The sequence below is a fragment of the Pseudocitrobacter sp. 2023LY-00077 genome (genome assembly GCF_055796175.1).
The window spans coordinates 20,782-47,141 of sequence record NZ_JBSPEI010000011.1 but is presented as its reverse complement, the minus strand read 5'-3'; the positions used below and the strand labels follow the sequence as shown (position 1 = coordinate 47,141).

Below are 26,360 nucleotides of genomic sequence, written 5' to 3'. Positions count from 1 at the left end.
CTTACTGTCATTTACTTATTAAATGATAAAGAGAGAAACGCTCTTTATGCGATTATTAATAATAGTCATTTTATTGGCGCTTATGCCCATTAATTGCCTGTCCGCAACAATCAAAAACCTCCAAACCTGCGCCATCTCAGAAGAAAAAGAAATAACCCTGTTGTCACTACAAACCAGCGATGGTGATACGCCTTACCTTGCTTTTGATAACATCATTACTTCTGCATTTTTGGATGGCAGTGTCAGATCCGGGGAGCTGGTACTGGCGCAATGCGTTAATCACACGCTTATTTTTGCACTGAGTAATGGCCCACCATATCTCAGCGGTTGTCTGGTGACTGGGGTAAAAGAATCTGACGCTCAAAAAAACGTACCGCAAGGTTTTTGCTTCGCGGAAAGGAATGCGCCAGAAGCTGTCTGGTTTAGCGAAAATCGTACGTTATTGATCATCAGGAACGTCGAGGGAAAGGGAGAATGGCAGGGCAAATATATCCTCTACGATAGCCGAAAGGATGAAGCGTGGGCCACGGATTCGCTGCCCAATAATGCCGGTTATGAGATCTTTCCATTAAATGCCCGATAACAAGTTGTACCGGGCATTCAGTCAAAAAGGATTACCCCTGCGTCTCTTCCCAGTCCGCCAGCGTATACAGCGTTGCGCCCGCCGCCGCCATCTCCATAAACGCCTGATTGCTGTCCAGCGGCTGAATATTAACGCCGCGACAGCCGTCGGTTATCACGTTCACGCGATACCCCAGTTCCAGCGCATCCAGCACGGTGAACTTCACGCAGTAGTCGGTTGCCAGACCGAGCACAATCAGCTCGCTGATTTCATGATGACGCAGCCACGCATCCAGCGCCGTTTTCTGGCGATGACCGTTATCAAAGAATGCGCTATAGCTGTCGATATTGACGCTTTCGCCTTTGTGAAACACCGCATCAATCGATTTCTGCGCCAGCAGCGGGTGCAGTTCGGCACCTTCGCTGTGTTGCACGCAGTGATCGGGCCAGAAGGTTTGCGGCAGGCCGTCGAGTTGACCTTGCGTGTAGGGCTCTACGCCGTGCTGGCTGGCAAAACTGCCGTGCCTGGCCGGATGCCAGTCCTGGCTCGCCACAACGGCTTCGCCGCGCGATTTGCACCAGGTAATCAGCGTATTGGCGACATCAATCGTGCTATCGCCTTCGGTAACAGCCAGCGCGCCGCCGGCGCAGAAATCATTTTGCAGATCAACCAGTAACAGTGCTCGTGCTTTCATGAAGGTTCCTTAGTCGTCTGGCGTCAGCTCACCGCGCAGGTTTTGCTGCATGGCGCTACGGATGGCGTCGGCGTCAAGGTTCTGGCTTAACAGATAGTGCAGTTTGGTCAGTGTGGCTTCGACGGTCATATCCGCACCGCCAATCACACCTGCGTGGGCGAGGGCATTGCCGGTAGCGTAGCCGCCCATGTTGACCTTGCCGGACATGCACTGCGTGAGGTTAATCACCACGATGCCGCGTTGGCTGGCTTCGGTCAGCTCTTTTAAAAACTCGCCGTTTTGCGGCGCATTGCCGACACCGTAAGAACGCAGAATCAGCGCTTTCACCGGCTGGCGCAGGAAGTTGCGCACCACGTCAGCGGAAATGCCGGGGTAAATGGTCACCACGCCAATCGGCTGCGGGGTAATCGGATGGACGATCAGTTCGCCCGAGGTGCTCGGCGCGGGCGGTGTACCCAGGCGGCGGATATGAATCCCCGCTTCCAGCAGCGGCGCCAGGTTCGGTGATGCGAAGGCATCAAAACCGTCGGCGTGCGCTTTGGTGGTGCGGTTGCCGCGATAGAGGCGGTTATTGAAGAACAGTGAGACTTCGTTGATCGGGTAGTTCGCCGCCACGTATAAGGCATTCAGCAGATTAATTTGTCCATCCGAACGCAGCTCGGCGAGCGGGATTTGTGACCCTGTCACAATTACCGGTTTGCCCAGATTCTCCAGCATGAACGACAGCGCCGAGGCGGTGAAGGCCATGGTATCCGTGCCGTGAAGGATCACGAAGCCATCATAATCGTCGTAGTGCGCTTTAATATCATCGGCAATGTGCTGCCAGTCTTCCGGCGTCATATCGGAAGAATCCATCAGCGGCTGATATTCATGGATGGTGAAATCCGGCATCTCCTGGCGATGGAATTCTGGCATCAGCGCCAGCTGGCGTTGCAGATGCCCAGAGACAGGAATATAGCCGTGTTCGGAACGCTGCATCCCGATGGTACCGCCGGTATAGGCGACGTAAATGGATTTTTTTTGCATGGTGTCGTTTGAGTAAGCGAAAGAAAATCCCCTCCGTAGAGGGGATTATAATTATCGTATATTGGCGCAGGTCAGGCAAAACGCATAGCGATTTTGCGGGTCATTGAAGGCGGCCAGCTTGTCCGTTTCGGCTTTCACCTCTTTGGCGGCTGAGGCCAGCGGCGCAGGCAGATACGCCTGCAATGCCTGCGGCAGCGAGGCGCGCACCGAGCCGGAGACGCTATCCATCACCATATCGAAGAACGTCGGTTCAGACTGATAGTAGTCGATGTGCCACGCTTTCAGTTTCGCCAGTTCAGCGGCTTTGGCGACCACGTCATCGAAATCGCCGAGGCTGTCGACCAGACCATTGGCTTTCGCATCCTGCCCGGTCCACACGTGGCCCTGGGCGATTTTATCAATCTGCTCCGGCGTGCTGTGGCGCGACTGCGCAACCAGGGTGATAAAGCGTTTATAGCCGTTCTCAATGGTCAGTTGCATCATCTGCTGCACTTCCGGCGGCAGCGTTTTGGTCATCGACACATCTGCCAGCGGAGAAGTGGCAACACCATCCGTGTGCACGCCGATGGAATCCAGCGAGTTTTCCACGGTATTGATCACGCCAAAGATACCGATAGACCCGGTCAGCGTGCTCGGGTTCGCCACGATGTAGCTTGCCGGGGTGGAGATCCAGTAACCGCCGGATGCCGCCATACCGCCCATCGAGACCACAACCGGTTTACCCGCATCTTTCGCCGCCGCCAGTTCCGCGCGGATCACTTCGGAGGCGCTGACGCTGCCGCCAGGGCTGTTGACGCGCAGAACAATTGCTTTCACTTTCGGGTCGAGACGCGCATCGCGGATTTGCGCCGCAGTGGTATCGCCGCCGACGTTCCCCGGCGTTTCTTCACCGTCCATAATCGCGCCGTTCGCAAAGACGACCGCGATGCTGGAACCCGTATCTGCCGGGGTTTTCAGCGCATAGTCGTAAATGCTGACTGCACGGTAGTTTTTATCCGCTTTGCTCCAGCCAAACTCTTTGCTGAGCGCTTTTTCGATTTCTGCGCTGCTGCCCAGTGAATCGACCAGTTTGCTATCAAGCGCATATTTTGCCGTATCGCCGTCCACTTTGGTCAGGCCATCGAGCATCGCCTGCGCGCCAGGGAATACCTGCTGCGCGGTGATTTTGCGGTTTGCCGCCACCGTATTCAGGTAGTTCTGCCACAGCTCGCCAATCCAGCGGCTGTCAGCATCACGCGCGGCGGGGGACATATCATCGCGAATAAATGGCTCAACGGCTGATTTATAAGTGCCGACGCGGAATACATGCGTAGAGACTTTCAGCTTCTCAAGCAGGGATTTGTAATAGAGGCCGTTGGTGGCAAAGCCGTGCAGGTCAACAACGCCCTGCGGCGAGAGCCAGATTTTATTGGCAAAACTTGCGAGGTAATACTGACCCTGGCTGTAGCTGTCGCCCACGGCGTAAACCGGCTTACCGCTGTCGCGGAACTCACGTAGCGCTTTGCCGATATACTGCATCGAAGGCTGATCGCCCCCGGCGAAGTTCTTGAGATCCAGCACGATACCGGTGATATTGCGGTCATCTTTCGCCTGGCGGATGGCCTGGACGATATCGAACAGCGAGTTTTCCTGTAAACGATCGGAGCTTGAACCAAACAGCTGACGACCAATCACGCCCAGCTTACTGCTGGCTGAAGGCTTATCGACAATTACGCCGCTGATGTCCATCAACAACGCGCCGCGCGTGCTGTTGCTTTCAGGCGTGCTGCTAAGCTGCATCCAGATCCCCACGCCAACCAGCACAAGGAAAATAAAGAACAGGTTCAGCACCAGTTCGCGGGCAAAATTGAGTAATCGCCACGTCCATTTAAAGAATCCGGCGATAAAACGCCATAGGGTTCGCATGTTTTCTCCCTGATAAAGACAGTAAACGGTCCACCGGAAGCGGTGAAACATCTGGCTATCCTAAATAGAGCGCCGCCCGTTGTCAGCAGGAATCGCCTTCGGCGCTGTAACAAATTCCCCGCGCATGTTAATTTTGTGAAAAATAACATGACAGGAGCGAATCAATGGACGCACTTGAATTACTGGTAAATCGCCGTAGCGCTTCCCGCCTGGCTGACCCTGCGCCAGCCGGTGAGCAACTGGAAAATATCCTGCGGGCCGGGATGCGTGCCCCGGATCACGGCACGCTACAGCCGTGGCAGTTTTTTATCATCGAGGGAGAAGGCCGCGAACGTTTCAGCCAGTTGCTGGAAAAAGGCGCAATTGGTGCAGGCAGCGATGAGAAAGCGATTGATAAAGCACGTAATGCGCCATTCCGTGCGCCGCTGATTATCGCGGTAGTGGCGAAATGTCAGCCACATCACAAAGTGCCGAAATGGGAACAGGAGATGTCAGCGGGCTGTGCGGTGATGGCGATGCAGATGGCGGCGGTTGCGCAGGGTTTTAACGGTATCTGGCGCAGCGGCGCGTTAACCGATAGTCCGATCGTGCGTGAAGGGCTGAAGTGCGGGGAACACGATAAAATCGTCGGATTTCTCTATTTAGGCACGCCACAGCTGAAGGCGTCTACCACCGTGTCGGTGCCCGATACGGCCCCGTTTGTGGTGCGTTTCTAACCAGGCTGATCGCCCGGCGGTAAGAACCACCGGGCGTTTTTCATTAAGACTTATGTTGTTTGGCGAATTCGTCTTTCGCTTTTTGCAGCTGCTGCTGGAACGCCGGGTTGGTGTGCAGTGTGGCAACAACGGCGGAACCGACGATGCGCGCGGCATCTACGTCGCTCTGCCAGTGGTAACCGCAAATCACGCGGCTTTCGCCCAGCTCATACCCACGTTTTAAAATCTGGTTCTGACGATCCGGGTTAATCTCTGCCAGCACCAGTGCGGTGGCCCAGCCGATAGAGGTATGGCCAGACGGATAAGAACCGTTTTTCGACAGCTTATCCTGCTCGGTGGTGTTACAGGTCGGTACGCCATAGAAAGCGAACGGACGAATGCGCATGTATTTATCTTTCGCACCACGGGTCGCCAGGTCGCCCGCGTCCTCAATCATGTTGGTCAGCAGTTTGTGCAACTGCGGCGCATCTTTTTCGGTGATCGGCGATCCAAACGCGCCGGAGAAGGCATTCGCCACGCCGCCGCCGCTCAGGTTTGCATCTTCCACCGCCAGCTTACCGCGTTCGGTATTGCGCAGCAGGCGGCCTTGTTCATACATCGCCTGATCGTTCAGGAATGCGATGCTCCCTACGGCTGGCGGAGGCGGCAGCAGAGCGAGGCTATCAATGGCTTGCGCATTTTTCAGATAATAGAGGTCTGGTTTGGTGGTGGCGTCGTTCCCGGCCGGAGCAAGAGCAAAAGCGCTGGACGTAAAAAGGGTTGCCAGGCAAAGGGCGATAATGCGTTTTTTCATTGATATTTCCTTTTGATTTTTATCCTGATATGCAGGTTTTGACACTAATATATTCATGCCACTAATTAGTAGAAGGAAAAACGCGGTAAGAAAAATTGCCCTGTGTCGCAAAACGGACATTTGCTTGCGAAGTGAGCAGTAGTGAGCGATTTCGGAGTGTCGGACTTACCTCGCCGCCATTTGGGCGCTACCATAGTGGGATTGGCAAAATCAGGAGATGCCCATGAGCGAGCAAGCCATTCGTTTAACACAGTACAGCCACGGAGCCGGTTGCGGTTGTAAAATTTCCCCAAAAGTGCTGGAAACCATCCTGCACAGCGAGCAGGCGAAGTTTGTCGACCCGAACCTGCTTGTCGGCAATGAAACCCGTGATGACGCGGCAGTGTACGACCTCGGCAACGGCACATCGATTATCAGTACCACCGATTTCTTCATGCCGATCGTTGATAATCCGTTTGATTTTGGCCGTATCGCGGCCACCAACGCCATCAGCGATATCTTCGCGATGGGCGGCAAACCGATTATGGCGATTGCGATTCTCGGCTGGCCAATCAATACGCTGGCGCCGGAAATCGCCCGCGAGGTGATTGAAGGCGGGCGTTTTGCCTGTCAGCAAGCCGGTATTGCCCTGGCGGGCGGTCACTCCATTGATGCGCCGGAGCCTATCTTTGGGCTGGCAGTCACTGGCGTCGTGCCGACCGAGCGCGTTAAGAAAAACAGCACCGCTCAGGCGGGTTGCAAACTGTTCCTCACCAAGCCGCTGGGTATTGGCGTACTCACTACCGCTGAGAAGAAATCACTGCTGAAACCTGAACATCAGGGGCTGGCGACGGAAGTCATGTGCCAGATGAACCTGGCCGGTGCGGCTTTCGCCAATATTGACGGCGTCAAAGCGATGACGGACGTCACCGGTTTTGGTCTGCTGGGACACCTCAGTGAAATGTGTCAGGGCGCAGGCGTGCAGGCGCAGGTGAACTTTGCCGACGTACCGAAACTGCCGGGCGTGGAAGAGTACATCGCGCAGGGCGCGGTGCCGGGTGGTACCGGGCGCAACTTCGCCAGCTATGGTCACCTGATGGGTGAGATGCCGGACGAATGGCGTTCGCTGCTGTGCGACCCGCAAACCTCTGGCGGCCTGCTGCTGGCGGTCACGCCGGATGCCGAGCAAGAGGTTCAGGCTGCGGCGGCGGAGTATGGCATTACCTTAACCTCGATTGGTGGTCTGGTTGAGGCCCGCGCGGGTCGCCCCATGATTGAGATCCGCTAAGCTGATGCGCCTGTTTATTGCGGAAAAACCGAGCCTGGCGCGTGCCATTGCCGATGTATTACCGAAACCCCATCGAAAGGGCGACGGTTATATCGAATGTGGCAACGGTCAGGTGGTGACCTGGTGTATTGGCCATCTACTCGAACAGGCGCAGCCGGACGCGTACGACAGCCGTTATGCGCGCTGGAATTTGCAGGACTTACCGATAGTCCCGGAGAAGTGGCAACTTCAGCCGCGTTCGTCGGTGACAAAGCAGCTCAACGTCATTAAGCGTTTTTTGCACGAAGCCAGTGAAGTCATTCACGCAGGAGACCCCGACAGAGAAGGGCAACTGCTGGTGGATGAAGTGCTGGACTATCTTTCGCTGGCGCCCGAAAAGCGCCAGCAGGTTCAACGCTGTTTAATCAACGACCTGAACCCGCAGGCGGTGGAGCGGGCAATTACGCGTCTGCGCGCCAACAGCGACTTTATTCCGCTGTGCGTTTCCGCGCTGGCTCGCGCCCGTGCCGACTGGCTTTACGGCATCAATATGACCCGCGCCTACACCATTTTAGGGCGTAACGCCGGGTATAACGGCGTGCTCTCCGTTGGTCGGGTACAAACGCCGGTGCTTGGGCTGGTAGTACGTCGCGATGAAGAGATTGAAAACTTCATCTCAAAAGATTTCTTCGAAGTGAAGGCGCACATTGTAACGCCAAATGATGAACGCTTCACCGCCGTCTGGCAGCCGAGCGAAGCCTGCGAGCCGTATCAGGACGAAGAGGGGCGATTGCTGCACCGCGCGCTGGCCGATCATGTGGTCAAACGCATTGAAGGTCAGCCGGCGATTGTCACCGCCTATAACGATAAACGGGAATCAGAATCGGCCCCGCTGCCGTTTTCGCTTTCTGCCTTGCAGATTGAAGCCGCAAAACGTTATGGCCTGAGCGCACAGAACGTGCTCGATATTTGCCAGAAACTTTACGAAACCCACAAACTAATTACCTATCCGCGTTCGGATAGCCGCTATCTGCCCGAAGAGCATTTCGCCGGGCGACATGCGGTGCTGAATGCGATAGGCGTTCACGCGCCGGATCTTTTGCCGCAACCGGTGGTTAACCCGGACACGCGCAACCGCTGCTGGGATGATAAAAAGGTTGATGCGCACCACGCCATTATCCCTACTGCGCGGTCGAGCAACGTCAACCTCACCGAAAACGAATCGAAGATCTACACCCTGGTGGCGCGTCAGTATCTGATGCAGTTCTGCCCGGATGCGGTTTTCCGTAAGTGTCAGATAGACCTTGATATTGCTAACGGCAAATTTATCGCTAAGGCGCGTTTCCTTGCTGAAGCAGGCTGGCGCACGCTGCTCGGCGGGAAAGAACGCGATGAAGAAAACGACGGTACGCCGTTGCCGGTGGTTGCCAAAAGCGATGAACTGCTGTGCGAAAAAGGTGAAGTGGTGGAACGGCAAACCCAGCCGCCGCGCCACTTCACCGACGCAACGCTGCTTTCTGCTATGACCGGTATCGCGCGTTTTGTGCAGGACAAAGATCTGAAAAAGATCCTGCGTGCAACAGATGGCCTCGGCACGGAAGCGACGCGCGCTGGGATTATCGAACTGCTGTTCAAACGCGGCTTCCTGACTAAAAAAGGGCGCTATATTCACTCGACTGACGCGGGTAAAGCGCTGTTCCACTCGCTGCCGGAAATGGCGACACGGCCGGATATGACGGCACACTGGGAGTCAATTCTGACGCAAATCAGCGAAAAACAGTGCCGCTATCAGGACTTTATGCAGCCGCTGGTGGGCACGTTATATCAACTGATTGACCAGGCTCGCAGCACGCCGGTCAGACGTTTTCGTGGCATTGTCGCCCCGGGCAGCGGCGGCGATAAGAAAAAGAGTGCTCCGCGTAAACGTAGCGCGAAAAAAAGCCCGCCATCGGATGAAGCGGGCAGTGGGGCGATAGCGTAAGCGGAGGATGCCGTTTTCAATGAATGGCACCCGTCCGTAGGCATTAAATCACACCCTGTGACAGCATCGCGTCGGCAACTTTAACGAAGCCTGCAATGTTAGCGCCGCGCACATAGTTGGTTTGCTTACTTTCGCCGCCGTGCTCAACGCAGGCATGGTGAATATCCAGCATGATGTGGTGCAGACGCGCATCGACTTTCTCTGCTTTCCAGCCCATACGCGCGGCGTTTTGCGCCATCTCCAGGCCGGAGGTGGCGACACCGCCCGCGTTCGCCGCTTTACCCGGTGCGAATAGTACGCCCGCTTCGAGGAACAGTTCGGTGGCTTCGATGGTGGTTGGCATATTCGCACCTTCGGCTACGGCTTTGACGCCGTTAGCGACCAGCACGCGAGCGGCATCGGTATCCAGCTCATTCTGCGTGGCGCACGGCAGGGCGATATCAACCGGCACAGACCACGGCTGCTGGCCTTCCAGATAGACCAGACCAAACTCACGCGCGTAATCGGCCACGCGACCGTCACGACTGGCTTTGATTTCAATCAGACGCGCCAGTTTTTCTTTGGTAAAGCCGCTTTCGTCCACCACGGTGCCGCTGGAGTCGGATGCGGTGACGACGCGAGCGCCAAATTCCATTGCTTTTTCAATCGCGTATTGCGCCACGTTACCGGAGCCGGAAACAGAAACGCGCATGCCTTCAAAGCTCAGACCATGACGCTTGAGCATCGCTTCGGTGAAGTAAACCAGACCGTAACCGGTAGCTTCTGGACGAATCAGGCTGCCGCCGAACGAAAGCCCTTTACCGGTAAACACGCAGGCGGTGTTGTTGGAAAGTTTTTTCATCATGCCAGCCATGAAACCGACTTCGCGACCGCCCACGCCGATATCGCCCGCCGGGACGTCGGTGTCTGCGCCAAGATGACGATAGAGTTCAGTCATCAGCGCCTGACAGAAGCGCATGACTTCGCCTTCGCTTTTGCCTTTCGGGTCAAAATCGCTGCCGCCTTTGCCGCCACCCATAGGTAGCGTGGTCAGCGCGTTTTTGAAGGTTTGCTCGAAGCCGAGGAATTTCAGAATCGACAGGTTTACGGAAGGGTGGAAACGCATCCCGCCCTTGAACGGCCCAATCGCCGAACTGAACTGTACGCGCCATGCGCGGTTCACCTGTACCTGATTGCGATCGTCCACCCATACTACGCGGAACTGGATCACGCGCTCTGGTTCAACCAGCCTTTCGAGCAGCGAGAGGCGACGATATTGCGGGTTCTGTTCCAGAAATGGCCATAGGGTGGTCATGACTTCGCGTACGGCCTGAGAGAATTCTGTCTGGTGTGGGTCGCGTTGCTGAACGTGGGCAAGGAAATTTTCCAGAGAGCCAACCTGATCCATAAGTATAAGTTCCTCTTATAGTTAATGATGTATGTGCTTGTTGTGATTTATGTTTTAACGTCGTGATGTTTTTTGACTATATCATTACGTTGCTAACTTTTGACAAGCAAAATTGAGCCCGAAAGGAAAATTAATACGCAGCGGTGGGTCATAATAAAAACCGATAGGCGTTTACACTTAAGGAAGTGAGCAAATGGGTCGATATAAAGATACACAGAAGCAGATAACAGGAGCTCGACGATGAAAACGCAATGGCTGGCAGGGTTACTGGTGGTAATGGCGGGGGCGGCATTCGCGCGCCCGCAGGTCGAAGTCAATGTGCCGCCGGAAGTCTTTAGTACTCAGGGGCAACAGGTACAAAACTGTAGCCAGTGCTGCGTCTATCAAAATGAATATTATTCTGAAGGCGCGGTGATTAATACGGACGGCGGTTTGCTACAGTGTCAGCGCGATGAGAAAACCATCAGTACCAACCCGCTTATCTGGCATCGCGTGAAGCCATAAATGCCTGTAACAGGGGAATATCGGCGGGAGCAAGTGGATAGCTGAGCGCTACTTCAGGGGAACACCACGTCAACGCACTATGTTCGTGGGCGACAATTTCGCCAGCATAAACCGGGACGTGCCAGGCGTGCAGGTGAATGATTCGCCCGGAGACTTCCCGTTGATGACTGGCGATGTAGCGAGTGGGCTGCGCTTCAATACCTAATTCTTCACGTAACTCGCGGATCAGCGCTTCCGGCTGGCTCTCGCCTTGCTCGACTTTCCCCCCGGCAAACTCCCATAATCCAGCCTGATCGGCGTGGGACGGGCGTTGGGCAAGTAAAATTTGTCCATTTTGTTCAATAATGGCAGCAACAACATCGATGGTTTTCAGCATAACGGTCAAAGATCCAGTGAATGTATTACCATAATATCCTTGCCCTGAAGTTTGCTAAAGCGTTGTTACAGGAAAAAACATGTTCGACCGTTATCTACACCCGCGTCTCAAGCCCTTGCTCAATCGCGTTGCTGAAAGCGTCGATCGTCCTCAGATTACCCCAGATGGCATCACGCTGGTGGGGTTTGCTGTCGGCGTGCTGGCCTTGCCGTTTCTGGCGCTGGGATGGTATGGCGCGGCGTTAATGGCGATTGTGGTTAATCGCCTGTGTGATGGGCTGGATGGTGCGCTTGCAAGGCGGCGGGGTTTATCGGATGCCGGCGGGTTCCTTGATATTGCCCTCGACTTTCTCTTTTACGCGCTGGTGCCGTTTGGTTTTGTCCTTGCTGATCCGTTGAACAATGCTATTGCGGGCGCGTGGCTGCTGTTTGCGTTTATCGGTACCGGCAGCAGCTTTCTGGCGTTTGCCGCGCTGGCAGCGAAATACAATATCGATAACCCCGGCTATGCGCACAAATCGTTTTATTACCTCGGCGGCCTGACGGAAGGCAGTGAAACTATCGCGTTATTTGTGCTTTGTTGCCTCTTCCCGGCGTACTTTTCCTGGCTGGCGTGGGTTTTTGGCGCGCTGTGCTGGCTGACGACGTTTAATCGGGTGTGGGGAGGGTATGTGACGCTGAGGGCGTGTCAGCGTCACGAAGAGAAACCTTAAAGCGAGCTATCCGGTTTGCGATCGCCTGTCGCCACCGGGTTTTTCGGGTTAGCGCTCCATTCGTACCAGCCGCCGTCATAGACCGCGACGTTTTGCCAGCCCATGGCGCGGGCGTACATAAAGGTTTCTGACGCACGCCATCCGGTACCGCAGTAAAATGCAACATGCTGTTCAGGCAGGATATTCCAGCTCTTCCACATTTCCGCAATATCATCCGCGCTGCGCATGGTGCCGTCCGGGTTGTGGAAATCTTCCATATGCGTGGAGTCGCTGCCCGCATGGCCCCAGCGTGCGCCAGCGATATCGCCTTTTGGCTTAATGTAGCTATAACCGCTGGTGGTGCCGATAAATTCTGGCCAGGAACGAATGCTGACCAGCGAGGCGTCTTTGCGATTCAGCAGGCCACGCGCTTGTTCCATATCCAGCATTAACTGCGGCTGAGCGGGAATAGTGACGCCGAAATCTGGAGCTGATTTTTCTTTAGGCGCGGTACCGCGTTCAACGGGCAGCCCTGAATCAGACCAGGTTTTCCAGCCGCCATCGAGCAGCCGGACATCTTTTACGCCGGCGTAGAGCATGATCTGCGCAACACGCGCGGCGGCATAGACGTCACGTCCGTAGAGGATCACCGTGGTGTCGTGGCGGATGCCGTGCTTCGCCAGCATCGCTTTCAGCTGTTCGTCAGAGACTTTGTTCCACAGCGGCTCACTTTCCACTTCGTTGGTGTCGATATAGCCTGCGCCCGGAATGTGGCTAAGTAAGTAAAGTTTCGGTGCGCCCCAACCGGCTTCAAATACTTTCCAGTCACCCGTCGGTTTGGCCTCTACAGATTTGTTTTTCTGGAGGTCGTGAAGCCACTGTGGGTACACCAGTTGTTCAAAGTGGGGGAGTTTCTGCAGACGATTTTGCTGTTGCAGGGCGTCGCTTAAACGGACGATCTGCGTGTAGCCGATTTTTTCTAAACGTGCCGCGACGGCCTCGTTATCTTTATCGTTGCCGTACAGCGCAATGGCGGTCTCTTTTTGCAGTTTATGCTGCTGCGCCCAGGTCGCAAGCTGCTCATCGGTCATGGATGATAGCCAGCTCGCCGACAGGTTGAGCGCCATGGGTTCATGCCCCTGTGGGCCATTAGTACTTTGCGGCCAGCCGTTATAAAACGCGCTCATGCGCGTATCGATAGCGACCCCGTTTTGTTGTAACAGATGAGAGAAACTCAATGTTTTCGCCATATCAGTGGCAAAAACTGAGGTGGAGAGTCCAAGCGCGAGAGCCAGCAAAGACAGTTGAGAAACACGTTTCATCGAATCGTCCGACAAATAGAAAAAGGTACGTCATTCTGAACGTCGGACCTCACAAATACTTTGCGTTAACGCAGTATTATAGCGCCTGAACAGTTCGCTTGATGAAATATCACGTTACTAAACTGTTTCGTGCCAGCGCATCATATCCAGACATGGCATATTTTCAGGCGCATCCGCCTGGTCGTGGGTAACCAGAATTGTCGGGATATTTTGTTCGATAAGCGTGTCAAATACCCACTGGCGGAAAGAAACACGCAATGTGCTGTCGAGCCGGCTGAAGGGCTCATCGAGCAGTAGTGCATTGGGCTGTGCCAGTAAGGCACGCAGTAAAGCGACGCGTGCGCGCTGGCCTCCGGAAAGGGTTGCCGGGTCACGCGTATAGAAATCGTGCAGCCCGGCCTGCGCCAGCGCGTGGTGAACGGCGTCTTTACGCTGGCCTCCTCGCACCGAGGCGGGCAGCGCCAGCTGGAGATTGTGGCCCACACTGAGATTATCGAACAGCAGCGCATCCTGAAACAGGATACCGATGCGCCGTTGCTCCGTTGGAAGTTTGTCAATGCGCGAGTCGTTGAGCCATAGTTCGCCGTGGGCCTGAAATGCGCAAGGCAGCGCACCGATCATCCATGAAAACAGGGTCGATTTTCCGCAGCCAGATGGGCCCATTAGCGTGACAATTTCGCCCGGACGAACGGTAAAGGAGACATCGCGCAGCAACGGTTGTTGGCCCTGCATCAGCGTGACGTTGTTTAACTGCAACATTAGCGTAGACCTCGTCTATAGTGGCCAATGAGTCGGGCCAGGACGGCCGTTAACGAGAAAAACAGCACGGGCATGATCAACTGCCAGAGCCCCTGAGCGGCAAGTTGCGCCGAAGCGCCGCCGCTGGAAAGTGCCACCGCTTCTGTCGTAAGCGTCGGTACGCGGCCAGCGCCCAGCCACTGGGTGGGTAAATATTGCGCGATACTGACTGAAAAACCGATCGCCAGCGCAGAGAGCAAGGGTTTGATTATCAACGGGCATTTGATTTGCGCAAAAATGCGTACCTGGTGCCAGCCGAGGGTGCGGGCAATCAACACCAGCCGTGGGTCGATGCGCTGCCACGCCGGGCGCAGCACAAACAGCATCCACGGGATAACCCACAAAAGATGTCCCCACAGCACGGTGGTGAACTCTCCATCCATCCAGCCATATAATGCCATCTCATACTGGCCCGCCGCTAATGGCAGGGCGGGCAGTATCAGCGGCAACCACAGACAGCGTGTCAGCGCTGCGGGCCCCCATTCCAGCCACAGCAGGCAGAGTGTTGCTCCCAATAATGCCGCCAGCGAGGCCAGCCAGAAACTGTTGCTGAACGTCAGTGTATCTGGCAGCGCGGCGTGGGCCAGCACCAATAGTGTCAACGCGCACGCCACGCCGCACAGGGGGATAAGCTGGCTGGCAACCGTCCCGTATAGCGGCGAAGCGTGCGGGCGGCGACGGCCATGCAGGCCGGGGCAAAAGCGTCGTGCGGTAACCCACAACAGGCAGGCGGTGAGCGCCAGTACTGCCAAAAGCGCCAGCAGCATCACACAGGCCAGTTGGCCTTTGATTTGCGTGCTTTCGTCACCCTGGTTTAGCCATTGCCAGGCCAGCACGGCAAGCGTCGGTGGGTTTCCTGGCCCGAGAATAATCGCCACATCGACAACCGAGAGAGTCCATGCGGTGGTTGCCAGAAGGGCGATACCCAGCGCAGGCAGCAGAACCGGGAGAATCAGATAACGCAGACACTGCCCCCGACCATAGCCGAGGCTGCGCAGCACAATAAGCTGTTCACTCAGCCGCTTTTCACCTAATACCGCCCAGCTTACCCACAGCAGAAACGCGCTCTCTTTCACTGCCAGTACCAGCCCCAGCCCAATACCATAACGGTCCGGGATGGCGTGCAACCCCGGGAGAAAGCGGTAAATGACGCCCCCCTCAGCGAACAGCAGCAGTGCGCCGGTGGCGAAGGCGACGTGCGGCAGTGCCAGCAGTATCGGTAAACGGGTTGTAAGTCGCTGCCAGCCAGGAGAAGGCCAGAGCGCGGCAATAATGAGCAGCGTCAGAGCGAGCGCGCCGCCCACTGCAATGAGCGATGAAATAAGCGTGGCGCTGAGCGCCTGGCCGAATTGCGGGTCCTCAGACAACAGACGCCAGTTCTCCGGTATCAATGCCGGGCGCAGAAAGCCTGCCGCCGAAAACAGCGGCAGATAGACAAGCAGCATTGCGGTGCAGCATAACGCGCTTAATGTGTACCGTAGCGGCGTAGCCATTCCTGCTCCAGCGCGTTTACCCAGGCGGCATGAGGTTCTGCCAGCACGGGCGGCAGATCGGCAGGCTCATGGGCGGAGAGTGCGTCTCGCTGTGCGGCGGGTAGCTTTTCCGGGGCCAGAACGCTGGGATCGCCCCATATCGCCGGGTCAGCTTTCCGACGCTGTGCCTCAGGCGACAGCAGGAAGTTTGCGACCACCTGCGCCGCCGCACCGGCGCGTGCATTTGCCGGAATGGTTACAAAATGAACGTTTCCAAGCATGCCATCCTGAAATCCAAAACTGTAACTGTCTTCAGGCAGCACCTGAGTGGCCACTTTTTGCTGAGCATGCATGGGGTTAAACGTCAGAGATAACCGCAAAGTACCGTTTGCCAGCATGCTATCCATTCGCGCAGGAGACGGTGGGAAGTCGCGCCCCTCACGCCACAGCAAGGGATGAAGCGAATCGAGATAGCGCCAGAGTGGGGCGGTAACCTGCGCAAAGGTCTTTTCCTGCGGAGGGTGTTTCAGCGCGTCAGGATACGACGTCAGGTTAATCAGAAACTGCTCAAGCAGCGCCGTGCCGGTGAAATCAGGCGGACGAGGGTAGGTTACTGTCCCCGGATGCTGCCGGGCATAATCCAGCAGCGCCTGCGGGGTTTGCGGCGGCTGCGGCGTCTGCGTGCGACGCGCGATAAACGTCAGTTGCGCGCTGCCCCACGGCGACTCCGCCCCCTCGACGGGCACAGAAAAATCCTCGCGCACCGGTTTTTGTGTATCGACATACTGCCAGTTGGGCAATTGTTCAGCCCAGCCGGTGCGCAGCAGACCACCTTCTTTCAGGGTGCGAAAGTTTTCCCCGTTTACCCATAGCAGATCCACTGAACCGCCGGAGGTACGCCCGGCTTTGGCTTCGGTCTGAATACGTTTGACCGTATCAGCCGCATCGGCAATGTGCACGATCCGCAGGGTTATCGCGTAATCGCGCTTAACCTCGTCACGAACCCAGTCCAGATAGTTGTTGACTGCGCTATCACCGCCCCAGGCATTGAACCAGACTGTTTGACCTTTAGCGTGTTGCTCAATTGCCTGCCAGCGTGCATCCTGGGCTACCGCCAGCTGTGAACAGAGCAGCAACGTACTCAGGCACGCTATCCCTTTACGCATACCGCGCATAATGACCTCTCAGAATCGCGAATCATAATTTTGACGTTGTGTGACTTTCGTCCGGCAAGCGGCAAAGCCCTTGTGCAGGAATGTCCATTGATGAATTAAACCGTGCAGAAAGGTTTTGTAATCCAATCAGCGCGGTAAGTTCAGTCAGAGCCTGTGCATCGAAGTGTGCAGATAACTTTGCTCTCAGGTCGTCATCGACCTGTGGCGGCGTCAGGCTGGCCGCTTCTGCGTAGGCCAGCGCCAGCTTTTCTGTTTCGCTGAATAGCGTACTGCTCTGCCATTCAGACACGGCCAGCAATTTCTCCATACTGCCCGTACGCTGCGCAATTTTCATATTGGTAATATCAACACAAAACGCGCAGTGACACAGTTGTGCAATACGGGCGCTTACCAGAGAGCGTAGAAGCGGGTCCACAGGCGATCGCTTACGCTCCAGATAGCCGACAAACAGAGATACTAAATAAAAAATAAAGGGAATTCGTCCCCACCAGTAAATAGGGTTTAGCACCTGGCCATAATGGCGGCGGTGCAACCAGGCCTGGGGACGTAAAATAAGCGGGATCGCGCGCAGAGGCGGTAAAGCCATCAGGAGTTCCTCTTCTGACGTTCACGGTAAAGGCTTTTAGCAACAAAAACGACTACAGATAAAGCGAACAGCGTAAACAGCCCGGTAATAAACCAAAAAGTGCCGCCGGTCAGCATGCTTCCAGCCCATGAGTATACCAGGGTTGCAGGCAGTTGGCCGATGGCCGTCGCCAGAAAGAAATGACGAAAGCGAATTGATGTCAAACCTGCAGCATAGCTAATCGGATCGAAAGGGACAAAGGGCAACAGGCGGCAAATGAGGATGGTATGTTGTCCATAGCGCGCGAAAAACGTATCCATGCTCTGCAGAACGGTTTTACCCGTCAGTTTCTCAACGATGTCGTGTCCCAGAATTCTGGCAATGTAAAAACAGAGGGTTGCCCCCGCCATGGCGCTGCTCCAGGACAATACTGCGCCCCAGAAGGCGCCAAACAATGAGGCGTTAGCGAACGTGATGAGAAAGGCGGGTAGGGGGGCAATGATGGCCTGGAGTATCATCAGGAAAAAGGAGACCGTTGCCGCCTGCGCGCCATATGAATCGATAAAACGTTCAATCGCGTGCTGATCTAACGAAGCAAACGCGCTGATACTTTGCTGAATAAAGGTATTGACCGCCGGAACCCCTATCCACAGGGCGACGCACAGAAGCGCCAACAGGATGAGGATAATGCGGAGATAACCGATTCCCGGTTTTTTGCTGTGCATTTTATATCCGTGATAGCGGAGAACATGGGTTTACAGCGTTTCAGATTGCAGTAATGACAACCTGAAACGCGAAGGGTTCGGCGTTACTCAACGACTTTAAATGTGACGGTTGCCAGCGTACCATCTGGAGGTAATATCGCGCTATTGCCGACAAATTTAACTTCATTCCGTTTTTCTACCGCGCCATAGGTATAAGTAGCGTTACTGACAATACCAACAGGACAGCTATCAAGACAAACCAGGCATCCGGTTTTTTTCTCTTCCGCCCCCTGTAAATTACCGCCAAAATGCATCTCAAGCTTCTTACCGTTACTGTCGGTTATCACGTCATCAAAAGGGTAAGACTGCGAAGCATTTGCCCATTTAACGGATAAATCCAGTTTACTGCCCGCGACGTGGGTTGTTTCTTTATTATCCATGGTCATATTATCACCCGGCGTGGCGCTGGCCTGCTTTAATGCATCATAGAGTGATTTTGGATCGGCGAAGCCAACGAAGAGTGATTTATGCCCGTTTGACCCCTCTTTATACACAATACCGTGACGGGTATCGTCGGTCAAAAAACGCCCGTTCACCTGAACCAGCAGCGTGACGCTATGCGCTTGTGTATCGACGCGCAGCGGAGATGTCGGCGTCAATCCATCATATTCGAGTTTTGTCTCGGCGGAATCAGCGGACTGTTTTTGATCGCACCCGCTCAACGCAAAAGCGCTTAGCAAACAGAATGCAGCCATGCTTTGTTTCCCTAACATCTTATTTAGTTGCATTATTATTCTCTCCTTGTGTTTTTGCTTTTCGGTCAGGCAGAACAATTTGTTTATACCGACCATACCGTTTAGCTACGTGTATTAAAATAAATAATAAAACCCCGGCCAGACTGAGTTTGATAATAAAAGCACCATTTATACCCTGTGTCGCAAGCTCATTAGCCATTACTGAATAAATGATGATGCCGGGGAGTGTCGTGAGTGCTGAAATAAGCGTGAATGACCAAAAAGGTATTGCTGTCAGTCCGTAGGCATAATTCTGGATGTTATAGGGGAAAAGAGGGATCAGACGCGTCAGGATTAAAAAATCGGTTCCACTGCGGGCGATTCCTTTTTCAATAGCCTGAAAGACAGGCGTGTGGCCGATATATTTGAGTAAGAATTCCCGCCCAAGGCAACGGGCTAGCAGGAAAGAGAGCGCGGAGGCGAGGGTGGCGGCGATCAATGAAAGCAGAGATCCCCAGAAAGCGCCAAAAACAATGCCTCCGGCGATCACCAGCAGGCTGCCGGGCATGAGGCACAGCGTGGCAATCACAAACAGACAGATAAATATCCCATATCCCCAAAGCCCGCTGTGCTGAATAGTTTCTTGCAAATGCTGGAGATCGCTAAAGAGATTAAATAGACCAAATGAATGAATAAAAAGAACGGCAAGCCCAAAAAGAAGACAGGCAAGGACAAATTTATACTCTGCTGTTAGATTGACTTCTTTGGCATTCTTTCTCTTTCCAGTTGTTGTGGTGGGTAAAAGAGGCGGTCAGTTTAAAATTGAGCTGACGGTATAGTAAAATCGCCGCTACAACAAATTTAAACTGTAATTTTATTGATTTGACTCAAAGTCGTGAGGACTCCTGACCGTCGCCAGCCAGGAGTGTATGAAGGGATTATTCTTTGAATGTTGCCCAGATTGGCGCGTGGTCAGAGGGTTTTTCCATGCTGCGGATTTCGTAATCAATCCCTGTTTCAATGCAGCGCTCCGCCAGCGGCGGGCTCGCCAACAGCAGGTCAATGCGCAGACCACGATTATCGTCAAAGCCTTTAGAACGATAATCGAACCACGAGAAGCGATCGTTGGTTTCCGGGTTGGCATGGCGGAACGTATCGACCAGGCCCCAGTTCAGCAGACGTCCCATCCACTCGCGTTCTTCCGGCAGGAAGGAGCATTTGCCGGTACGCAGCCAGCGCTTACGATTCTCTTCGCCGATACCAATGTCCAGGTCCGTCGGGCTGATATTCATATCGCCCATAATCAGCACCGGGTTGGTACTTTTCAGCTCGTTCTCCAGGTAATCCTGAAGGTCCTGATAAAACTTCGCTTTCGCCGGGAATTTGGTTTCGTGATCGCGGCTTTCGCCCTGCGGGAAGTAACCGTTGATGATGGTGACATTCCCCAGCGGCGACGGGATTTCGGCGATGATCAGACGACGCTGTGCTTCTTCGTTATCGTTGGGAAAACCACGGCGCACGGCAACAGGCGTGGCTTTGGTCAGCAGGGCAACGCCATAGTGACCTTTCTGCCCGTGATAGAAAATGTTGTAACCGAGCTTTGCCACCTCTTCGAGAGGGAACATATCGTCGTGAACTTTTGTCTCCTGCAAGCCGATGACATCAGGTTGATGTTTTTCAACAATGGCTTCCAGTTGATGGGGGCGTGCGCGCAGGCCGTTGATATTAAAAGAGACAAATTTCATAGTCGCTGCCACTTTGCAAGGTGAATTGTAACGGAATGGTATCAGAAATGGTGGCTTACGTGAACGATTCGTCAGAATTTGCGAGGCGCTACGAGGAACCTGCAATTGGCCGACAAAAAGCCGGAAAACAGGTCGATTTTATCAGGGGATGAGCAGAGAATTCGCGTGGGTGCTTGAGGCTTTCTGGCTTCAGGCAATCGATGAGGTTCAGAAGGACGAAAGCCCCAGGAAGATGTTTAAAATCAACCTGAGGCTAGCTTCCGAACCCAACAATTCGGATGTTAGTCTCTTCTTTGCATGGAGGCAAGACATGCTAACGAAATACGCCCTTGTGGCAATCATAGTGCTATGCATAACGGCACTGGGATTCACGCTGATGGTACGAGACTCATTATGTGAGCTGAGTATCCGGGAGCGTGGTATGGAGTTTAAGGCCATTCTCGCTTACGAACCGAAGAAGTAGCCTGACGCGCGGGGAGCCATCCCCGCGTTTCGGATGGCTGGGTTTAGCATTCAATGCACCCAATTCTTTTCTTTTGCTGTCAGATCACCCCATAGTCCGCAGCGTAATAGAGCAAAATCTGCACCACATTGACGCGTCTGGCCCCCAAATGGCGCATAAAACTACGATAAATTTCGTATTGGATCACAATTCCAGAATTATATTTTATTAATGCATAATCGTGCGAATGATATCTCTGGAATCATCGATTGAATGCATTTTATTCACTATTTATGCAAGTTTAATGAATAGCGGTTATTCATAACTCATTGATATTACATACCCATCTTCTGGCTATGCATTTTTAGCGCTGGCTGGCACGAACCGTGCAACCTACATTTACAGCGCAAACACCTATATTTATTAACATAAATGAAACCTTTCATTTACCAGAAGAGGTCGCTATGTCTCAGTCAATTACCCGTCAGGATTTCGATCAGTGGATGATGCCGGTTTACGCGCCGGCACCGTTTATTCCGGTGCGAGGCGAGGGTTCTCGCCTGTGGGATCAACAGGGGAAAGAGTATATCGACTTTGCGGGTGGAATTGCGGTCAATGCACTGGGGCATGCGCATCCGGCGATGATTCAGGCGCTCACCGAACAGGCAAATAAGTTCTGGCATACGGGCAATGGCTACACCAATGAACCTGCGCTGCGTCTGGCAAAACAGCTGATTGATGCCACGTTTGCCGACCGGGTATTTTTCTGCAACTCCGGGGCCGAGGCTAACGAAGCTGCGCTTAAGCTGGCGCGAAAATACGCGCACGATAAGTTTGGCAGCCATAAAAGTGGCGTTGTCGCGTTCAAAAATGCCTTCCATGGCCGCACGCTGTTCACCGTTTCGGCGGGCGGACAACCAGCCTATTCACAGGATTTCGCGCCGCTGCCCCCGGATATTCGTCACGCGGTCTATAACGATCTGGCTTCCGCCAGCGCGCTGATTGATGACGGCACTTGCGCCGTGATCGTCGAACCGATGCAGGGAGAAGGCGGCGTGGTGCCTGCCGATCCGGTATTTTTACGCGGCCTGCGCGAACTGTGCGATCGCCACGATGCATTGCTGATTTTTGATGAGGTGCAAACCGGCGTAGGACGCACGGGCGAGCTGTACGCTTATATGCACTACGGCGTGACGCCCGATCTCCTGACTACCGCAAAAGCGCTGGGTGGCGGCTTCCCGGTGGGCGCATTGTTGGCAAAAGAAACGTACGCCAGCGTGATGACGGTGGGCACCCACGGGACGACCTACGGCGGGAACCCTTTAGCCAGCGCGGTGGCGGGCGCGGTCTTTTCCATCATTAATACTCCGCAGGTACTCAACGGCGTGAAGCAGCGTCAGCAGTGGTTTACCGAACGTTTGCTGTCGATTAATGCCCGTTACAGCCTGTTTAACGAGATACGGGGACTGGGGTTGTTGATTGGCTGTGAGTTGAAAGCGGTTTATGCGGGGAAAGCGAAACAGATCAGTCAGCTGGCTGCGGAAGAGGGGCTAATGGTGCTGATCGCGGGGGCGAACGTCGTGCGCTTTGCGCCTGCGCTGATTATCACAGAAGAAGAGGTTACTCATGGCCTCGACCGTTTTGAACGCGCCTGTGAACGTTTCCTGGCAGGAGTCTCTCCATGATGATTATCCGTCCGATCGAACGCGAGGACCTGCCTGGCCTGCTACGATTAGCGGGAGAGACGGGCGGCGGGCTGACTTCGCTCCCAGCCGATGAATCTACCCTGTCGGCACGTATCACCCGATCGCTGGCCACCTGGCGGGGTGAGCTTCCACGCAGTGAGCAGGGTTACGTTTTCGTGCTTGAGGAGAGTGAAAGCGGCAACGTGGTGGGCATTTGTGCCATCGAGGTGGCGGTGGGGTTGAACGATCCCTGGTACAACTATCGGGTCGGTACGCTGGTACACGCCTCGAAAGAGCTGAATGTCTACAATGCGCTGCCAACTCTCTTTTTAAGTAACGACCACACCGGCAGTAGCGAACTTTGCTCGCTGTTCCTGGAACCTGAATGGCGTAAAGAGAACAACGGTTATCTGTTATCGAAAGCGCGTTTTCTGTTTATGGCGGCTTTCCGCGATCGCTTCAGCGAGAAAGTGGTGGCAGAGATGCGCGGTGTGATTGATGAACATGGCTACTCACCCTTCTGGGATGCGCTGGGAAAACGCTTTTTCTCTATGGACTTTTCTCGCGCGGATTATCTGTGCGGCACGGGGCAGAAGGCGTTTATTGCTGAACTGATGCCGAAGCATCCGATCTATACCGATTTTTTGTCCGACGAGGCGCGGGCAGTCATTGGCCAGGTACACCCGCAAACCGCGCCCGCACGTAAAGTGCTGGAAAAAGAAGGTTTTCGCTACCGCGATTACATCGATATTTTCGACGGCGGCCCGACGCTGGAGTGCGATCTTGACCGCATCCGCGCGATTCGCAAAAGCCGGCTGGTAACGGTGGCGGAAGGCCAGCCAGCACCGGGTGAGCTACCCGTCTGCCTGGTGGCTAACGAACAGTACCAACACTTCCGCGCCATGCTGGTGGCGGCGGACCCCCATTGCGACAAGCTGTTACTCAACGCACAACAGCTGGATGCCCTGAAATGTCGCGCCGGTGATAGCGTTCGCCTGGTGCGCCTTTGCCCGGAGGAGAAAAAAATATGAGTTTATGGATTGGTGGGGAATGGCTCGATGGGCTCGGGCAGGCGCGGGAGAAAACCAACCCGGTCACCCAGCAGTCGCTCTGGCAGGGGCAGGATGCCGATCCCGGTCAGGTAGCCCAGGCGGTCGCTGCCGCCCGCGCGGTGTTTCCCGGCTGGGCGGGTGAACCGTTCGAATTACGCCAACGCATTGCTGAAACCTTCGCCCAGTTGCTTGAAAGTCGTAAAGCGTCGCTGACCGAGATTATCGCCAGTGAAACGGGCAAGCCGCGTTGGGAAGCGGCCACGGAGGTGGCGGCGATGATCAATAAAATCGCTATCTCCGTTCGGGCGTACCACAGCCGCACCGGCGAGCAACATACGGATATGCCGGACGGCGCGGCTACGCTGCGTCATCGCCCGCACGGCGTGCTGGCGGTGTTCGGCCCCTATAACTTCCCCGGCCATTTACCGAATGGACATATTGTCCCGGCGCTGCTGGCGGGGAATACGGTGGTTTTTAAACCCAGCGAGCAGACGCCGCTGAGTGGCGAAGTGGTGATGAAATTATGGCAAGAAGCCGGGCTGCCAGCGGGCGTGCTGAATCTGGTGCAGGGTGGACGAGAAACCGGGGAAGCCTTAAGCAGCGATCCGGGTATTGATGGGCTGCTTTTCACCGGCAGCTCCCACACCGGTTTTCACCTGCATCGCCAACTGGCGGGGCAGCCGCAGAAAATTCTTGCCCTTGAAATGGGCGGCAATAACCCATTAATTGTTGATGAGCCGGAGGATATTGATGCGGCGGTACATCTGACGATTCAGTCGGCCTTTATTACCGCCGGGCAGCGTTGTACCTGTGCACGACGTCTGCTGGTGAGTCGCGGCGATCGTGGCGATGCGTTTTTACGCCGGCTGGTGACTGTTGCACAACGTATTATTCCCGGTGCATGGGATGCTGAGCCGCAGCCCTTTATGGGCGGCTTAATTTCACCGCAGGCCGCGCAGCTGGTGCATCAGGCGTGGTTGCAGCATGTCGCTAACGGCGGAGTCACGTTGCTCGAACCGCGTGTATTGCAAAGCGGCACCTCGCTGCTTACGCCCGGGATTGTCGACCTCACGGAAGTGAGTGAAGTGCCCGATGAAGAGGTCTTTGGTCCGTTGCTGTGCGTGTGGCGCTATGACGATTTTGATGAAGCGATCGCTCTTGCCAACAATACCCGCTACGGACTGGCAAGCGGGTTAATTTCGCCCGATAGAGAAAAATTCGACCGCCTGTTGCTGGAAGCGCGCGCGGGGATAGTGAACTGGAATAAACCCCTCACCGGTGCCGCAAGCACCGCACCGTTTGGCGGCGCGGGGGCCTCGGGGAATCATCGTCCGGGAGCATGGTACGCCGCAGATTACTGCGCCTGGCCAATGGCAAGCCTGGAATCACCGACGATTGCGCTACCGCAGAGCCTGAGCCCTGGGCTTGATTTTAGCCAGGAGAGTGCGTCATGAACGCCTGGGAGGTCAATTTTGATGGCCTGCCAGGCCTGACGCACCATTACGCCGGTTTATCTTTTGGCAATGAAGCCTCGACGCGCAATCAGTTTCAGGTATCGAACCCTCAGCGCGCAGCGAAGCAGGGTCTGCTGAAAATGAAAGCGCTGGCGGATGCGGGATTTAAGCAGGGGATCATTCCTCCGCAGGCGCGCCCCAACGTCAGCGTGTTGCGCCAGTTGGGGTTTGACGGCAGCGATGAGCAGGTGGTGGCGAAAGTTGCCGCGCAGGCCCCTCAATTGCTGAGCGCGGTAAGTTCTGCATCGTCGATGTGGGTAGCGAATGCGGCAACGGTGGCGCCCTCGGCGGATACGTTGGATGGACGTGTACACCTTACCGTGGCCAACCTGAACAATAAATTCCATCGCGCGACGGAAGCACCGATCACCGAAGCGCTGCTGCGGGCCATTTTCGCGGATGAACGCCGTTTTGCGGTGCATCGTGCGCTTCCCCAGGTGGCGATGTTTGGCGATGAGGGTGCGGCAAACCATAACCGGTTAGGCGGCGACTACGGTCAGCCGGGTCTGCAACTGTTTGTCTATGGTCGCGACGAGCGGCAGGAGACACAGCCTCAGCGGTATCCGGCGCGTCAGACTCTCGCGGCCAGTGAAGCGGTGGCGCGTCTGAATCAGGTCAATCCCCATCAGTTGCTGTTCGCACAGCAAAACCCGGCGGTTATCGATCAGGGCGTCTTCCATAATGATGTTATCGCCGTGAGCAACCGACAGGTGCTGTTTTGCCATCAGCAGGCGTTTGTTAATCAGCCCGCGCTAATGACGGAACTGGCTCGCCGGGTCCCCGGCTTTGCGCCCATTGAAGTCCCGGCAGCGCGCGTGACGGTCGCGGACGCGGTTGCCACTTACCTGTTTAACAGCCAGCTGTTGTCGAAACCGGACGGCAGTATGTTGTTGGTGCTCCCGGCGGAATGCGAGACAAATCCGCGCGTCTGGCGCTATCTGAACGAATTGCTGGAGCGGGATAACCCGATTAACGAGCTGAAGGTTTTTGATTTGCGAGAAAGTATGGCCAACGGCGGCGGCCCGGCCTGCTTGCGCCTGCGCGTGGTGCTGACTGACGCGGAGTATCGCGCGGTGAATCCGTCGGTGTTGATGAATGACACGCTGTTTGCCACGCTCAATGACTGGGTAGACCGTTACTACCGCGATCGTCTGACGCAGTCTGACCTCGCTGACCCGCAGCTGTTACGGGAAGGACGCGAAGCGCTCGATCGTTTGACACAAATTCTGCAACTGGGATCGGTTTATGACTTCCAGCAATAAGGAGCCGCC

The 26,360-nt window shown here is 55.1% G+C and carries 26 protein-coding genes; 11 read left to right on the top strand and 15 right to left on the bottom strand.

The features are described 5' to 3' along the window. Positions 1-46 precede the first annotated feature (46 nt). Positions 47-583: a hypothetical protein gene (locus ACWWFX_RS15155; protein WP_473224162.1), complete on the top strand. Its 537-nt coding sequence runs from the start codon at positions 47-49 to the stop codon at positions 581-583. A 31-nt stretch (positions 584-614) separates the two neighbouring features. Here the strand turns inward: ACWWFX_RS15155 and pncA are convergent, their stop codons facing one another. From pncA to sppA, 3 genes are read right to left on the bottom strand one after another with little or no spacing between them, the layout of a single operon-like run. Beyond that, positions 615-1,256, bottom strand: coding sequence for a bifunctional nicotinamidase/pyrazinamidase (gene pncA / locus ACWWFX_RS15150; protein ID WP_473224161.1), 642 nt, complete (start codon positions 1,254-1,256; stop codon positions 615-617). Between the two features lie 9 nt (positions 1,257-1,265). Then, complete coding sequence (ansA, locus tag ACWWFX_RS15145; RefSeq protein WP_015964783.1) at positions 1,266-2,282, bottom strand: asparaginase; 1,017 nt, start codon at positions 2,280-2,282, stop codon at positions 1,266-1,268. Positions 2,283-2,333: 51 nt separating this feature from the next. Beyond that, complete coding sequence (gene sppA / locus ACWWFX_RS15140; RefSeq protein ID WP_473224160.1) at positions 2,334-4,187, bottom strand: signal peptide peptidase SppA; 1,854 nt, start codon at positions 4,185-4,187, stop codon at positions 2,334-2,336. A 164-nt stretch (positions 4,188-4,351) separates the two neighbouring features. Between sppA and ACWWFX_RS15135 the strand changes: the two genes are divergently transcribed. Continuing rightward, positions 4,352-4,903 carry an NAD(P)H nitroreductase gene (locus tag ACWWFX_RS15135; protein WP_473224159.1) on the top strand — a complete coding sequence of 184 codons (552 nt, stop codon included), beginning with the start codon at positions 4,352-4,354 and terminating at the stop codon, positions 4,901-4,903. A gap of 43 nt (positions 4,904-4,946) precedes the next feature. On the opposite strand, the gene phoC is transcribed toward ACWWFX_RS15135, so the two are convergent. After that, complete coding sequence (gene phoC / locus ACWWFX_RS15130; protein WP_456145403.1) at positions 4,947-5,696, bottom strand: acid phosphatase PhoC; 750 nt, start codon at positions 5,694-5,696, stop codon at positions 4,947-4,949. A 223-nt stretch (positions 5,697-5,919) separates the two neighbouring features. Here phoC and selD point away from each other — a divergent pair, with 223 nt between their 5' ends. Both selD and ACWWFX_RS15120 read left to right on the top strand, forming a co-directional pair. Next, positions 5,920-6,963, top strand: a complete 1,044-nt coding sequence (gene selD / locus ACWWFX_RS15125) for a selenide, water dikinase SelD (RefSeq protein ID WP_276223413.1) — start codon at positions 5,920-5,922, stop codon at positions 6,961-6,963. Between the two features lie 4 nt (positions 6,964-6,967). Next, the gene (locus ACWWFX_RS15120) at positions 6,968-8,923 is read left to right on the top strand and encodes a DNA topoisomerase III (protein ID WP_473224158.1); all 1,956 of its coding nucleotides are present in this window, start codon (positions 6,968-6,970) and stop codon (positions 8,921-8,923) included. 43 nt (positions 8,924-8,966) lie between these two features. On the opposite strand, the gene gdhA is transcribed toward ACWWFX_RS15120, so the two are convergent. Next, entirely contained in the window at positions 8,967-10,310 is a 1,344-nt protein-coding gene (gdhA, locus tag ACWWFX_RS15115; protein WP_276223409.1) for an NADP-specific glutamate dehydrogenase, read from the bottom strand. 240 nt (positions 10,311-10,550) lie between these two features. On the opposite strand from gdhA, the gene ACWWFX_RS15110 reads away from it, so the two are divergent. After that, the gene (locus tag ACWWFX_RS15110; RefSeq protein WP_473224157.1) at positions 10,551-10,814 is read left to right on the top strand and encodes a DUF1496 domain-containing protein; all 264 of its coding nucleotides are present in this window, start codon (positions 10,551-10,553) and stop codon (positions 10,812-10,814) included. Here the strand turns inward: ACWWFX_RS15110 and ACWWFX_RS15105 are convergent. After that, positions 10,789-11,190, bottom strand: a complete 402-nt coding sequence (locus tag ACWWFX_RS15105; RefSeq protein ID WP_456145405.1) for a pyrimidine (deoxy)nucleoside triphosphate diphosphatase — start codon at positions 11,188-11,190, stop codon at positions 10,789-10,791. The genes ACWWFX_RS15110 and ACWWFX_RS15105 overlap by 26 nt on opposite strands. Positions 11,191-11,269: 79 nt before the next feature. Between ACWWFX_RS15105 and ACWWFX_RS15100 the strand changes: the two genes are divergently transcribed. Beyond that, complete coding sequence (locus ACWWFX_RS15100) at positions 11,270-11,902, top strand: CDP-alcohol phosphatidyltransferase family protein (RefSeq protein ID WP_276223403.1); 633 nt, start codon at positions 11,270-11,272, stop codon at positions 11,900-11,902. Here the strand turns inward: ACWWFX_RS15100 and ACWWFX_RS15095 are convergent. From ACWWFX_RS15095 to xthA, 9 genes are all read right to left on the bottom strand, one after another. Further along, entirely contained in the window at positions 11,899-13,203 is a 1,305-nt protein-coding gene (locus ACWWFX_RS15095) for a sulfurtransferase (protein WP_473224156.1), read from the bottom strand. The two genes, ACWWFX_RS15100 and ACWWFX_RS15095, sit on opposite strands and share 4 nt — an antisense overlap. A gap of 117 nt (positions 13,204-13,320) precedes the next feature. Then, on the bottom strand, positions 13,321-13,962 hold the full coding sequence (locus tag ACWWFX_RS15090) for an ATP-binding cassette domain-containing protein (protein WP_276223398.1): 642 nt from the start codon (positions 13,960-13,962) through the stop codon (positions 13,321-13,323). Then, positions 13,962-15,494 carry an ABC transporter permease family protein gene (locus ACWWFX_RS15085; protein WP_473224155.1) on the bottom strand — a complete coding sequence of 511 codons (1,533 nt, stop codon included), beginning with the start codon at positions 15,492-15,494 and terminating at the stop codon, positions 13,962-13,964. The genes ACWWFX_RS15090 and ACWWFX_RS15085 overlap by 1 nt, the downstream gene beginning before the upstream one ends. Continuing rightward, positions 15,467-16,639, bottom strand: a complete 1,173-nt coding sequence (locus tag ACWWFX_RS15080) for an ABC transporter substrate-binding protein (protein ID WP_473224240.1) — start codon at positions 16,637-16,639, stop codon at positions 15,467-15,469. Before ACWWFX_RS15080 ends, ACWWFX_RS15085 begins: the two co-directional genes overlap by 28 nt. A 31-nt stretch (positions 16,640-16,670) precedes the next feature. Beyond that, entirely contained in the window at positions 16,671-17,234 is a 564-nt protein-coding gene (locus ACWWFX_RS15075) for a carboxymuconolactone decarboxylase family protein (protein WP_276223393.1), read from the bottom strand. After that, positions 17,234-17,938, bottom strand: coding sequence for a TVP38/TMEM64 family protein (locus ACWWFX_RS15070; RefSeq protein WP_473224154.1), 705 nt, complete (start codon positions 17,936-17,938; stop codon positions 17,234-17,236). Before ACWWFX_RS15070 ends, ACWWFX_RS15075 begins: the two co-directional genes overlap by 1 nt. Before the next feature lie 83 nt (positions 17,939-18,021). Beyond that, entirely contained in the window at positions 18,022-18,705 is a 684-nt protein-coding gene (locus ACWWFX_RS15065) for a YdjY domain-containing protein (RefSeq protein WP_473224153.1), read from the bottom strand. Next, a complete protein-coding gene (locus tag ACWWFX_RS15060; protein ID WP_473224239.1) occupies positions 18,692-19,345 on the bottom strand; it encodes a TVP38/TMEM64 family protein in 654 nt (217 codons plus the stop codon). Before ACWWFX_RS15060 ends, ACWWFX_RS15065 begins: the two co-directional genes overlap by 14 nt. Positions 19,346-19,589: 244 nt before the next feature. Next, on the bottom strand, positions 19,590-20,396 hold the full coding sequence (xthA, locus tag ACWWFX_RS15055; protein WP_473224152.1) for an exodeoxyribonuclease III: 807 nt from the start codon (positions 20,394-20,396) through the stop codon (positions 19,590-19,592). 310 nt (positions 20,397-20,706) lie between these two features. Here xthA and ACWWFX_RS15050 point away from each other — a divergent pair, with 310 nt between their 5' ends. From ACWWFX_RS15050 to astB, 5 genes are all read left to right on the top strand, one after another. Then, positions 20,707-20,859: a Hok/Gef family protein gene (locus tag ACWWFX_RS15050; RefSeq protein WP_015964762.1), complete on the top strand. Its 153-nt coding sequence runs from the start codon at positions 20,707-20,709 to the stop codon at positions 20,857-20,859. 443 nt (positions 20,860-21,302) lie between these two features. After that, positions 21,303-22,523 carry a succinylornithine/acetylornithine transaminase gene (astC, locus tag ACWWFX_RS15045; protein WP_473224151.1) on the top strand — a complete coding sequence of 407 codons (1,221 nt, stop codon included), beginning with the start codon at positions 21,303-21,305 and terminating at the stop codon, positions 22,521-22,523. After that, positions 22,520-23,554 (top strand): arginine N-succinyltransferase, encoded by a 1,035-nt coding sequence (gene astA / locus ACWWFX_RS15040; RefSeq protein WP_276223385.1) that lies wholly within the window; start codon positions 22,520-22,522, stop codon positions 23,552-23,554. Before astC ends, astA begins: the two co-directional genes overlap by 4 nt. Continuing rightward, a complete protein-coding gene (astD, locus tag ACWWFX_RS15035) occupies positions 23,551-25,029 on the top strand; it encodes a succinylglutamate-semialdehyde dehydrogenase (RefSeq protein ID WP_473224150.1) in 1,479 nt (492 codons plus the stop codon). The genes astA and astD overlap by 4 nt, the downstream gene beginning before the upstream one ends. Beyond that, positions 25,026-26,351: an N-succinylarginine dihydrolase gene (astB, locus tag ACWWFX_RS15030; protein WP_473224149.1), complete on the top strand. Its 1,326-nt coding sequence runs from the start codon at positions 25,026-25,028 to the stop codon at positions 26,349-26,351. The genes astD and astB overlap by 4 nt, the downstream gene beginning before the upstream one ends. Positions 26,352-26,360: the final 9 nt, after the last annotated feature.